A 12,586-nucleotide genomic window follows, 5' to 3' on the forward strand; every position below is an offset into this window, starting at 1 on the left:
ACGCACTCACGCACTCACGCACTCACGCACTCACGCACTCACGCACTCACGCACTCACGCACTCACGCACTCACGCACTTCAGCAGACGGCCTGACCGGCGGAGATGGTGCAGGCGGTCTCGACCGGGCGCAGGGTGGCGCGCCAGCCGGGGCCCACGGGCTCCAGCAGCGTGTAGCCGAAAGCGGTGGTCTTCCAGAAGCCCTCGACCGCCACGCCGTCGATCACCTTGCGCGTCCCCGGCGGCACGGGGGGGATGACGCCCTCGGAGGTGCCGCCGTTGCCGGCCACCAGCACGGGCGGCCGGGCCCCGGCGAAGTCGATCACCTCCCAGACGTGCGTGTGGCCGACGACCTGGAGGCCGACCGCTGCGGGGAGCTCGCCGCGCGAGACCTGCCGGAGCGCGGCCTGGAGGAGGTACGAGCCGAGCGAGTCGGGGTGCCCCGCCTGGTCCACGTCCCAGATGGGGACGTGGGTGACCAGCCAGGCGTCCTCTTCGCCGCGCGCGAGCTCGGCGAGGCGGCGGAGCTGCGCGGCGTAGGTGCGCACGGCGGTGGCGGAGTCGTTCGCGGCGCGGCCGTCGGGGAGGCGGCCCGGCCAGCAGTCGGAGTACCAGGTGGCGCAGGCGGTGTCCAGGATCAGCAGGCGGCCCAGGCCGGGCACGCGCACGGCGTACGGCTCGGTGGCCTTCTCGCAGCCGGAGCCCGGCACGGGACGCGGGTCGAAGAAGCGGAACCACCCGCGGCCGCCCCGGCTGCAGTCTTCGTGGTTGCCGCGCGCGAACACCCACGGCGCGGCGGCGAGCAGCTCGCCCGCGGGGCGGAACCACTCGGCCTCCCAGGTGGGCCAGTTGTCGCCGCAGGGGCCGGGGACGCCGGCCGTGCACCGCTCGCGGTAGATGTAGTCGCCCACGTGAATCGTGAGGTCGCCGCGGGCGCGCGCGGCCGCGGCGGCCACGCGCGAAAACGGCCACGAGCCGGGGTCGGCGCAGTTCTGGTCGCGCACGCGGCAACCGGTGTCGCCGATCACCACCACGCGCCGGGCCTCCGCCGGGCGCCCCACCCGCCGCCCGCCCACGCGCGCCTCCCCGTCCGCGTCGCCCACCACCTGCTGGCAGACGAGCACCGGGAATGCGGTGTCGGGGAGCGCGCGCATGGCGGCCGGCGCGGGGCAGGCGCCGCCGCCGTCGTACACGGTGCGCAGCTGCCACTCGCCGTCCGCCCCCGCCTGGGTCCACCAGTAGAGGAGCCGCCCGGCCTCGCCTCCCTGCGCCGCCGCGGTCCCCGCCGGCAGCAGCGCCGCAGCCACCAGCAGGACGATGCGCGCGATCCGCCCGGGTGGAAGGAAGACGGTCGCGCTTCGACCGGCCCCGGCGCGGCCGCGGGCAACCCCCCTCCCCGGCCCTCCCCCCGCTGCGCGGTGGGAGGGAGAACCGCGCAGCCTCGTTTCATCCCACTGGATCGGGGCGGCCGTTGTCTGGCTCACGGGAAGCGGCTCCGGACGGGAGGGGAAGTGGGTCGGAAGGACCGGAAGCGGACCGGCGTCAACGTTCTCGCGTCCTCCGGCATCTCATCGCGCGCAAACGGTTCCCAGCGGAGACGTCGGCGCGCCGGCGAAGCTAGTCCGGCGTCCCGCGGCCAACAAGGACGGGCCGCCGCGCGAGTCCTCCGCCCGCGCGTCCCGCGTCTGGAGTCCGTCGGCGGGGAACCATCCGGGAAGTCCGCAGTATCAAGACGCTTCCACGCAGTCGTATCCCCAACCATCGCAAGCACTTATGACCGTCTTCACCACCCGCGGAGCCGCCCTGGCGCTCGTGCTGGCCGGCACCCTGGCCGGCGGCGCGGCCGCGCAGACCGGCCTGGGCGTCGACACCACGGCGTTCGACCGCAGCGTCCGCCCCCAGGACGACTTCTACCAGTTCGTCAACGGCGCCTGGCTGCGCAACACGCAGATCCCGGCCGACCGCACCACCTACGGCTCGTTCGTGATGCTGCGCGACTCCTCGGAAGAGGCGATGCGCCAGATCGTGGAGCGCGCGGCCGCCAGCCGCGGCGCGCCCGGCTCCAGGGAGCAGAAGGTCGGCGACCTGTACCTGAGCTTCATGGACACCGCGCGGATCGAGCAGCTCGGGCTCCAGCCGCTCCAGGCGGACCTGGCCCGCATCCGCGGCGTCACCAGCAAGGCCCAGCTCCCGGCGCTCTTCGCCGGCCTGGCGCGCATCGGCGTGGGCTACCCGTTCGGCTTCGGCGTCTCGACCGACCAGAAGCAGTCCACCCAGTACACGGTGTACGTCTCGCAGACCGGCCTGGGGCTCCCCGACCGCGACTACTACCTGCAGGCCAACGAGCGCTTCCAGGCGCTGCGCGACGCGTACGTCGGCTACATGGAGACGCTGCTGCGCCTGGCGGGCGAGCAGGACCCGGCCGGCAAGGCCCGCGCGGTGCTGGCCTTCGAGACCGAGCTGGCCCAGCGCCAGTGGGAGCGCACCCGCAACCGCGACCGCAACGCCACCTACAACCGGATGACGCTGGCCGAGCTGCGCGCCCGGGCCCCCGGCTTCGACTGGGCGGCGTGGCTGCGCGAGGCGGGCGTGCAGGGCGTGGAGTCGGTGGTGGTGCGCCAGCCCAGCTACCTGGCCGGCGCCGACAGCGTGCTGGCGGCCACCCCGCTGGAGACGCTGAAGGCGTACGAGACGGTGCGCCTGCTCGACTCGGCGGCGCCGTTCCTCCCCCGCGCCTTCGCGGAGGCCAGCTTCCAGTTCCGCGGCCGCACGCTCAGCGGCCAGCAGGAGCAGCGCCCCCGCTGGAAGCGCGGCGTGGGCGTGGTGGAGGGCGCGCTCGGCGAGGTGGTGGGCGAGATGTACGTGGCGGAGCACTTCCGCCCCGAGCAGAAGGCCCGCATGGAGCGCCTGGTGGCCAACCTGCTGGAGGCGTTCCGGCAGGGGATCGACGAGCTGGAGTGGATGACGCCCGCCACCCGGGCGCAGGCCAAGGACAAGCTGTCGAAGATCACCGTCAAGATCGGCTACCCGGCGAAGTGGCGCGACTACTCGGCGCTCGAGATCGTTCCCGGCGACCTGCTGGGGAACATGCGCCGCGTGGCGGCCTTCGAGTACAACCGGATGCTCTCGCGCCTGGGCAGGCCGGTGGACCGCACCGAGTGGGGGATGACGCCCCAGACGGTGAACGCGTACTACAACGCCACCAACAACGAGATCGTGTTCCCGGCCGCCATCCTGCAGCCGCCGTTCTTCAACCCCGACGCCGACGACGCGGTGAACTACGGGGCGATCGGCGCGGTGATCGGGCACGAGATCAGCCACGGCTTCGACGACCAGGGCCGCAAGTCCGACGGCGAGGGGAACCTGCGCGACTGGTGGACCGGCGAGGACGCCAGTGCGTTCGAGCAGCGCGCCACGGCGCTGGCCAACCAGTACAGCCAGTTCAGCCCGCTGGAGGGCGCCACGGTGAACGGCCGGCTGACGCTCGGCGAGAACATCGGCGACCTGAGCGGCCTGGCGGTGGCGTACCGGGCGTACAAGCTGTCGCTGGGCGGCCGCGAGGCCCCGGTGATCGGCGGCTTCACCGGCGACCAGCGCTTCTTCCTGGGCTGGGCGCAGGTGTGGCGCAGCAAGTTCCGCGACGAGGCGCTCCGGCAGCAGCTCCTCACCGACCCGCACTCGCCCGGGATGTACCGGACGAACGGCGTGCTGGTGAACATGCAGGAGTTCTACGACGCCTTCGGCGTGAAGGAGGGCGACAAGATGTACCGCCCCGCCAACCAGCGCGTGAAGATCTGGTAAGCTCCTGATCGCCAGACGGATGAACGGCCCGGGTCCGCGAAAGGATCCGGGCCGTTCTTACTTTTGTGACGAGTGCCGCCCAAAGACTACCTTGGCGATTTCTCCCATACCACTTCTTGAGAGCTAGTCTGACTCTTCGTAACTTTCTCCAGACCGGCGCCGAAGGTCTCGCTCAAGAGCGTGCCGAAAGTAGAGATCACACAGTACCTTCATTCCCGCAACTTCTGAAAGCGTGATGTTTTCAGGAGGGTGACCACCTAAGATCGCCTCGCCCCAATCTACCCATTCGTCGCCTGGGTTTTCACCAAGCAACTGTCCAAACATGCGTCCAAAGCTTTCTTTGAAAGGCTCTTCCATGTTCCAATCTCCAAAAGATTGCATCCCCAGTTGAAGTGCACGGAAGAACTGCTCGTAGGTTGTGGCTTCCAAGCGGAGCAGTACGTCGTTCTTCGCAAGGAGTGCCAAACCCGAAAAGTAGAGACCGAAGGGTGAGTTCTGCTTAGGGAAGTCTCCAGAGGCAAGCGCTGCGAAGCATGCCTTAACATTATGTAGAATTCGCTGATCGAGCACACCACCTTTCCAATCCACACGAAGCTTGGGGGTGCGCTCTACTACCACATTGGTCCCACTCTCAAGATCCTTGGCACTCTCATAGAAACGCGATGTGTACTCCGGCAGATACCACCAAAAAAATCCGGCAGATCCAATATTGAGTGCTAGTACAAAGTCCTGAACGGCACTGAAACCAGCATCGTACAGAGCTGCGATATGTACTTTCTTCGGAAGGGTGATTTCCGCAATAAACTGATTCTTCTTCTGCACATAGATCAATTTAAACCATGTTATCTGCTGGCTCCACTCTTGGAGTACTTTCGCACGGATAGAATGAGAATCGCTGAAAATTCTTACTTGAATTCGCCATTTCTCCGAAAATGCTTCATCGTCTCCAGGGATAGGACGAGCTAGTTCCTGCTGCACGCGTGCGATTCCCTCCTGTTCCGCTTGGTCAAATTGCTCACGTACCCAACGAATCCAAGCCTGTCCATTCTCTACCTCTGCCATCTTTCGGAGCGAAGGACCGCCTAGGATGAGCTTGCGTTTTTCTGGATCTTCGACCGCCTCAAAGAACCAGAGGACATTTTCCTCCTCCTCATCAGACAAAGGCTCGAAGCGACGATGCTGTGCGAGATGTAACGTAGCTTTCGCGAAGTGAATGGTTGTCTTTGCGTTCTCAGGTGTAATTGCTGCTCGCGGCGGCGGAGCCTGTTCGTCCGAAGCATCTACATAGAGTCCCTTCAACCGCAGAGAATGCGCCGCCACCGCCGCCGCCTCTAACTCTCGCAGGCGATCACCTGTAATGGGTGAGCGACCAAACTGCGGACCCAAAAAAGTTATGAAGAGTTTCTTTGTGTGGCTTTCCAAATAACGAGAAATCCAGCTGGCCTCTTCTCCCCGTGCTATCGAAAGGCCCTGCATCACAATCAATTCGGCCTTTCCAATCTCCTCAAGAGCCAAAGTAGCGAGGTGATAGCTGATGTGAGGCAAATTCTCAGCTTGCAACTGCTCGGCAGCTCGAATGAGATCACTGGCGTGCAGGAAACACGCTTTACGGCGCTGCTCTACATCTTGTGCGAACGTCTTCAATGCTGCCGCCATTGGAATGTCCTCATCGGTTACACGGGCGAGCTTTATCGGCCGACGGCTAAGAACCCGGCCTTCCCAAGTCTTTTCCACAGCCGTACTAGACAAACGTCCTTCTTGCAAGAAATGCTCGCGCAACTCGGATTCTGATGTCTGAGCAAGCCCCTCCCGATATTCGATCGTATCACTCCTCAGTCGCTGGTCTCGGTCATCCAGGTGATGGCCGCGCGGATCGCCTTCATCATCAGGCTCCACTCGTGCGGGCGGCCCTGCTCGGCGGAGCGCAGCAGGTCGCGCACCGGGTCGGTGGAGGCGCGCCCGGCGGCGGCGCGCGTCGCGTCGGGGAGGGTGAAGTGCATGGTGGTGAAGACCATCAGCGTCTTCTTCTGCTCCGTGCCCAGCAGCCCCCGCCCGGCGAGCCCCGCCTTCACCACGCTCACGAAGCGCTGCGAGGCGTTCGCCGTCTTCGCGCCGATGAGGGCGCCGAACAGGTCGCTCGCCTCCGGGCCCGACGGCGCGGACTCGGCGATGGCCGCCTCGACGGTCCCCGCGGGCCACGCGGACGGGCGAGGGCCGGGGACCACGTGCAGCTTCTCGCCCTTCATCAGCCCGAAGAGCGCCTTCGTCCGGCGCACCTCCAGGCGCACGGCGCCGGACTGCTCGGCGGCCAGCAGCGCGGCGGCCATGGCGGCGTGCGCCAGCTTCTCGGCGCTAACCTTTTTGCCGCTGGTGAGCACCTCCTCCTTCGCGGTGAGCATCCCGCCCTCCTCGGCGAAGCGGTCGCCGAAGAGCACCACCAGCTCGCTCGGCGTGAACGTCGCGGGAGACGCGGAAGCCTGCGGGTCGGACATCTTGTAAGAACCTCGTATCGGGGATGACGTGGGGCGGTGGGATTGAAAAGCGACGGTCGTTTTCAAAATTCATTCGTTGGGGATGGTCTGCAAGACCCGCAAGTAGATCAACTCGGATTCATCCGGATTGTAGACTCCGGCGGACCACCGGCTTAGATTTTTCGGAACCTAGAGTTCACTCCCCCAAGATTGGATTCCTGCTCTTATGGATCAGACTACCTTCGAAAACGCAAAGCTCTCAAGCCGAGGCGGCACAGTGTCTGTCAGCACTGAGACTGTTGACGGCCGTTCGCGTACTCGGATGGTCGCACATCTGGCGGAGAAGGTCACCTCAGACGGTGTGTACTTTATGATGATCACTGGGAACCCGGGAGAGGCGATGGAAGCTGCCCAGCGCGATGCTGGAGAGCAACTCTACTGGCGAGAGCATGGTAAGTCGTGGATAGCAACCACAGAGACGGTTCGATATCAGGTAACCGAAGGCGAAGCGCGCTTTGACCGCTATGTAGTGCCGGGGAGTTTACGGGAATATCCGGCATCTTGGGGGTGATCACCGGACGCGAAAGACAAAGACTCCTCACGTAACGGGAGAACGGGAGGATTTACGGCGCCCGCAGCGGAAACTCGCCGCGAGCGCCGTCGTCGTCGTGCTCTGGGAGCACCGTTCCTACCGCGTGCCGTCGCGCGGGGTCTCGTCCACCAGGCGGCCCTCGACGCGGGGGGCGATCGCCCGGCCGGCGGCGTAGAGGGCGGTGAGACGGTCGAAGGCGATCAGCTTGAGGTCGGGGCCGGGCGGGATGCGCTCGACGGCGATCTCGGGGAAGGGGTAGCCGTCGCCGCCGCCGAAGAGGTAGTCGGGGACGGCCAGCGTGTAGACGCTGTCGTCGGCGATGGGCGCCCAGCCGCCCTCGCGCTGCACCTGCGCGTCGAGGATGCGCCGCCCCTCGGGCCGGCTGCGGTCGAAGCGCACCCTGAGGCCCGAGACCTGGAGGAAGCGCCCCTCGCCGCGCCCGCCCGAGACGCTGCGCTCCAGCACGCGCTCGCGCAGGTCGCGCCCGCGCAGCCGGACGATCGCCACGCGCGTGGGGAAGCCGAAGGTGCGCGCCAGGTGCTCCCAGCGCAGCTCGCCCTGCACCACGTCGTCGATGCGGATGGCGCCGCCGTTCAGGACCGCCGCGTCGGTGGGGACGGTGGGGAAGGCGGTGCGCATCTGGTCGGCCAGCCAGCTCCCCCACGCGCTCTCGGCGTTGCGCACCGTCTCCTCGGCGGCGTCGAGCGGCGTCTCGCTGCGTCCGATCGGCACGTCCAGGAAGGGGATCTTCGCACGCAGTTCGGCCTGCCACCTGTCCGTCACCTCGCGCTGGTAGGCGGAGTCGACCGGGACCGACGCGTCGAGCACCACCGAGTCGGCCCGCATGGCGGCGCGGCGGCCGCGGCGGCCCAGCGCCACCCGCCAGACTCGGCGCGCGTTGGAGTCGCCCTTGGTGATGGCGGCGGTGGTGTCGGTGAGCGGGTCGTGGATCAGGAAGTGCTCGTGCCCGCCCGCGATCCATACGAAGCGCGGGTGCCGGCGCCGGAGCCGCGCGATCTCCCGATCCGTCTCGTGCCCCAGGTGGGTGAGCCCCACGATCACGTCGGCCCGCCCGCGCTCCAGCCGCCGGATCTGCTCCTCGGCGATGCGGACGAAGGCGCTGTCGGCCGCGGCCCAGTCGCGCCGGCTGTCCAGGAAGGTGAGGGTGAAGACGCCGAGGCGCATCCCGCCCGCCGTCACGATCACCGTGTCGCGCCCCACGGCGCGGTCGACGGCCGCGTCGCGCGTGGAGACGGCGAGGTTCCCCGCCAGCCAGGGGAAGCGCGAGGCGCGCACGGCGCCCGCGAACATGGTGTCGCTCCGCTCGTCGAACTCGTGGTTGCCGGGGACGAAGACGAGCGGCGCGCGCGCGTGCAGGAAGTTGAGCGCGTCGACCATCTGCAGGCCGGCGAAGTAGCGGCTCTCCAGCGACGGAGCGATGGCGTCGCCCGCGTGCAGCACCATCACCGGCCCGCGGGTCTCGCGCTCCAGCCGCTCCACCAGCGTCACCGTGCGCCCGATCCCGCCCGCGTTGCCGTTCTCCACCGCGTCGATGCGGTAGACGTCGTTGAGCTGCACCACCGTGAGCTCGGGCCGGAAGTCCTGCGCGGCGGCCGCGGAGGCGAGCAGGAGGAGCGCCGCGGCGAGCGGCAGCCGCGCGGCGCGCGGGCGGTTCGGTCGGGAGAGCGTCATCCGGGGGATTTCCATCGCGAGAGCGTCGGGAGCGGGCCGCGGGAGGATAGGCCAGCGCGCGCGGGAAGACAAGGCGGAGGCGCCGAGGCCGCTCCGGCTCGCCCCACCGTGGTGCCTCTCGTCCCCCGCGGCGCGCGGCTCGCACGACCGCTGTCATAGGTGGGGCGCGCCGGGCGTTCATCGGGTGCGCGCGCCGGGCGGGCACGCCACCTTCGGCTCCCGTCGCTCCGGTCGAACCAGGTGGAGGACGCGAGTCCGGCCGCGCGAGGGACGGCGCTCCCGACTTCCCGTCGGGGCGCCGTCGTTCTTTGCTCTCACCATCCCCCTGAAAAGCCGATATCGAATCCTCGAGATCAGCCGGAACCAACTGCTCGTCTCACGCCGGTCTGTTCGTAGTTTGGCAGTTCTCCGTGTCCTCCGTGTCCTCTGTGAGAGCAAATCCGCTCAGCGGTCACCGGGGGCGATTCGCGATGCTGGTGAGCGACGCGGGAGACATTAGATTCAGGGCCACCTCCGCGCGGGGCCCCCCGCCTCCACCCGCCCGCCGCCGTGAAAAGACCACGGATGCAGTCGCCCGTGCCCACCGCCACCGATCCACCTCCCGCAGCGGCCGACCCCAGGCGGCCCGCCTGGCAGCGCTACGGCCTGGCCCTGGCCGCCACGGGCGCCGCGCTCGGCGTCTCGCTCCTGCTGCGGCAGTGGGTCGAGAGCAACGTCTTCATCTTCTTCTTCGCGGCGGTGGTCCTCACCGCCTGGTTCGGCGGACGGGGGCCGGCGCTGGTGGTGGCCGCGCTCGCCGTGCCGCTCTCCGCCTACTTCCTCCTCCCCCCGTTCGGCCGCTGGATGCTCACGCCCGGCGACCTGCCGCGCCTGGCCGTCTTCCTGGCCGTGGCGGCGCTGATCGGCGCCATGCACGAGTCGCTCGCGCGCACGCGGCACGAGGCGCTGGCGGCCGCGCGCGAGTCCGAGCGGAGCCGGGCGGTGGCCGAGGAGCAGTCCGCCGAGCTGGAGATGCAGGCGGCCGAGCTGCAGCAGCAGGCCGCCGAGCTGGAGCTGCAGACCGAGGAGGCGCAGGCCCTGGCCGGGGAGCTGGAGGCCGCCAACCGGCAGATCCGGGAGAGCACCGAGCGCCGGCTGGCCGAGGCCGAGGCCGGCCGGCACCGGCTGGAGGCGATCCTGGAGGGGCTGGGCGAGAGCTTCGTGGCCCTCGACGCCGGATGGCGCTACACCTACGTCAACCGCCACGCCGAGGCGACGCTCAGGAAGTCCCGCGCGGAGCTGCTGGGCAGGAGCATCTGGGAGGTGTTCCCCGGCCTCGAGGGCAGCCAGACCGGGCGCGAGCTGCACCGCATCCGCGCCGAGGGGAGGCCGGGGAGCTTCGAGGTCTACTCCGACGTGGTGGGGAGCTGGGTGGCCGTGCGCGCGGCGCCGTGGGAGGGCGGGCTCTCCGTCTTCTACGAGGACGTCACCGCCCGGCGCGAGGCGCAGCGGCAGGCGTCGTGGCTGGCGGCCCTGGTGGAGTCGTCGCAGGACGCCATCCTCTCCAAGACGCTCGACGGCATCGTGCAGAGCTGGAACCGCGGCGCCGAGCGGCTCTACGGCTACACGGCCGAGGAGATGGTGGGCCGCCCCGTGGCGGTCCTGGCGCCGCCCGAACGCCACGACGAGATCCCGGCCATCCTGGAGCGCCTGGCGCGCGGCGAGCGCATCGAGACCTTCGAGACCGTGCGCCAGCGCAAGGACGGCACCCTGGTGGACGTGCTGCTGGCCGTCTCGCCGGTGTTCGACGCCGACGGGAAGGTGGCGGGCGCCTCGACCATCGCCCGCGACGTCACCGAGCGCAAGCGCACCGAGGCCCGGCTCCGCGAGAGCGAGGAGGGCCTGCGCTTCCTGGCCGAGGCCAGCCGCGTGCTGGCCGCCTCGCTCGACCCGCAGGCCACCGTCTCGGCCGTGGCGCGCCTCCCCGTGCCGCGGATCGCCGACTACGCCGCGGTGGTGCTGAACGGCCCCGGCGGGAGCGTGCTGCCGATGGACGCCGCGCACGTCGACCCGGCCAAGCTCCCCCTGCTGCGCGAGATGATGGAGCGCTGGAGAGCGCACCCCTCTCCCGCGAGCCCCACCGCCCGGGTGCTCCAGGGCGGGCAGCCGCTCCTGGTGCGCCAGGCGAACGACGCCACGCACCAGGAGATGATCGCCGACCCGGAGCTGCGCCGCATCACGCGGGCGCTGGCGCCCACCTCGTTCATGATCGTCCCCATCCGCCTGGAAGACCGCGTGCTGGGCTCCGTGGCGCTGGCCAGCACCCGCCCCGAGCGGCGCTACGGCCCGGCCGACCTGGCGCTGGCCGAGGAGCTGGCCCGCCGCGCCGCCGCCGCGCTGGAGAACGCGCGGCTGCACACGGCCGAGCAGGAGGCCCGCCGCCAGGCCGAGCGCAGCGCCGAGCGCACCGCCCGGCTGCAGGCCGCCACCGCCCAGCTCTCCGAGGCGCGCACCCCCGCCGAGGTGGGCGCCGTGGTGGTGCGCACGGGGACCGAGGCCCTGGGGGCGGCCGCCGCCTGGATCGGGCAGCTCACCCCCGAGGGCGACGCCCTGGAGCTGCTGGCCTCGGGCGGCTACCCGGCGGAGCTGCTGGAGGAGTTCCGCCGCTTCCCCCTCGACGCGCCGCTCCCGCTGGCCGACGCGCTGCGCCGGCGCGAGGTGGTGTGCCTGGAGTCGGTGCCCGAGCGCGACCGGCGCTACCCGGCGCTGGCCGCCAGCCACCCGCGGACCGCCAACGCCGCCTGGGTGGCCGTCCCCATGCTGGTGGAGGGGCGCGCGGTGGGAGGCGTGGCGCTCAGCTTCGCGCACGAGCGCGAGTTCGACGGCGTCACGCGCGACTTCCTGCTGGCGGTGGCGCGGCAGGCGGCGCTGGCGCTGGAGCGGGCGCGGCTGTTCGAGGCCGAGCAGCGCGCCCGCGCCGAGGCCGAGCAGGCCAACCGCGCCAAGTTCGAGTTCCTCACCACCATGAGCCACGAGCTGCGCACGCCGCTGAACGCCATCGCCGGCTACGTGGAGCTGCTGGAGCTGGGGATCCGCGGCGCGCCCACCGAGGGGCAGCTGGAGTACCTGGCCCGCATCCGCCGCAGCCAGACGCACCTGCTGGGGCTCATCAACGACGTGCTGAACTTCGCGCGCATCGACAGCGGGCACGTGCACTTCGACCTGGACGACGTGCCGCTCGACGAGGCGCTCACCGAGGTGGAGGCGCTGATCGGCCCGCAGATGCAGGCCAAGGGGCTGGAGTACGAGTACAGCCGCTTCGACCCGGCCGTCACCGTGCGGGTGGACCCCGAGAAGCTGCGGCAGATCGTGCTGAACCTCCTTTCCACCGCGGTGAAGTTCACCCCCTCGGGCGGGCGGGTGGTGATGGAGTGCGCCCGGGTCGACGGGTTCGTGGCGGTGCGGGTGCGCGACACCGGCCTCGGCATCCCGGGCGACAAGCTGGCCACCATCTTCGAGCCGTTCGTGCAGGTGAACGCCGGCTACACGCGCCCCAGCGAGGGCACGGGGCTGGGCCTGGCCATCAGCCGCGACCTGGCCCGCGCCATGGGAGGCGAGCTGAGCGCCGAGAGCCGCGACGGCGAGGGCTCGGTGTTCACGCTCTCCCTCCCGATCGGCGATCCCCTCCCGCGGCGCGAGGCGGAGCCGTGAGTGCGTGAGTGCGAAAGTGCGAAAGTGCGAAAGTGCGTCGGACCTCGTCGGCCCGACGCACTTTCCTTCTCCCGCACCGTAGGGGCGAGGCCTGCCTCGACCGTCCCCGCCTCCGCGCCGATCCTCGCCGGAATGCGCGGAAGCCCGCTCCGCAGCCTCGCGCCGTTTGCGAGGCTTCCTGCCGTTGTTGCCGCGGCTTCATACCAGATCGCCGAGCATTGTTCTGGTTCCGAACAGATTGGAATCACACAGAGGACACAGAGAACACGGAGGAACTGAAGACGCGATCGAAGTTTCTCTGTGTCCTCTGTGTGAGGCTTTATCAGAAAGCTGTACCCGAA

Annotated in this window: 6 protein-coding genes; 2 read left to right on the forward strand and 4 right to left on the reverse strand. The window is 69.4% G+C overall.

The annotated features are described in order from the left end of the window. Positions 1-79: 79 nt before the first annotated feature. A complete protein-coding gene (locus tag VF746_31625; GenBank protein ID HEX8697011.1) occupies positions 80-1,306 on the reverse strand; it encodes a metallophosphoesterase in 1,227 nt (408 codons plus the stop codon). Between the two features lie 466 nt (positions 1,307-1,772). On the opposite strand from VF746_31625, the gene VF746_31630 reads away from it, so the two are divergent. After that, positions 1,773-3,800, forward strand: coding sequence for a M13 family metallopeptidase (locus VF746_31630; GenBank protein HEX8697012.1), 2,028 nt, complete (start codon positions 1,773-1,775; stop codon positions 3,798-3,800). A 123-nt stretch (positions 3,801-3,923) separates the two neighbouring features. On the opposite strand, the gene VF746_31635 is transcribed toward VF746_31630, so the two are convergent. The 3 genes from VF746_31635 to VF746_31645 all read right to left on the reverse strand — a co-directional run bounded on the left by VF746_31635 (position 3,924) and on the right by VF746_31645 (position 8,555). Beyond that, entirely contained in the window at positions 3,924-5,696 is a 1,773-nt protein-coding gene (locus VF746_31635) for an AbiV family abortive infection protein (GenBank protein ID HEX8697013.1), read from the reverse strand. Continuing rightward, positions 5,633-6,292 (reverse strand): hypothetical protein, encoded by a 660-nt coding sequence (locus tag VF746_31640; protein HEX8697014.1) that lies wholly within the window; start codon positions 6,290-6,292, stop codon positions 5,633-5,635. Before VF746_31640 ends, VF746_31635 begins: the two co-directional genes overlap by 64 nt. A gap of 667 nt (positions 6,293-6,959) precedes the next feature. Then, entirely contained in the window at positions 6,960-8,555 is a 1,596-nt protein-coding gene (locus VF746_31645) for a 5'-nucleotidase C-terminal domain-containing protein (GenBank protein HEX8697015.1), read from the reverse strand. A gap of 564 nt (positions 8,556-9,119) precedes the next feature. Between VF746_31645 and VF746_31650 the strand changes: the two genes are divergently transcribed. Beyond that, positions 9,120-12,245 (forward strand): PAS domain S-box protein, encoded by a 3,126-nt coding sequence (locus tag VF746_31650; protein HEX8697016.1) that lies wholly within the window; start codon positions 9,120-9,122, stop codon positions 12,243-12,245. Positions 12,246-12,586 lie beyond the last annotated feature (341 nt).

It is taken from the genome of Longimicrobium sp., assembly GCA_036389795.1.
GTDB lineage: Bacteria > Gemmatimonadota > Gemmatimonadetes > Longimicrobiales > Longimicrobiaceae > Longimicrobium.

What these genes read in the sequence shown, in the direction of transcription:
- VF746_31630 (HEX8697012.1), top strand. Translation starts at nt 1,773, where the DNA reads ATGACCGTCTTCACCACCCGCGGAGCCGCCCTGGCGCTCGTGCTGGCC.
- VF746_31640 (HEX8697014.1), bottom strand. Translation starts at nt 6,292, where the DNA reads ATGTCCGACCCGCAGGCTTCCGCGTCTCCCGCGACGTTCACGCCGAGC.
- VF746_31645 (HEX8697015.1), bottom strand. Translation starts at nt 8,555, where the DNA reads ATGACGCTCTCCCGACCGAACCGCCCGCGCGCCGCGCGGCTGCCGCTC.
- VF746_31650 (HEX8697016.1), top strand. Translation starts at nt 9,120, where the DNA reads ATGCAGTCGCCCGTGCCCACCGCCACCGATCCACCTCCCGCAGCGGCC.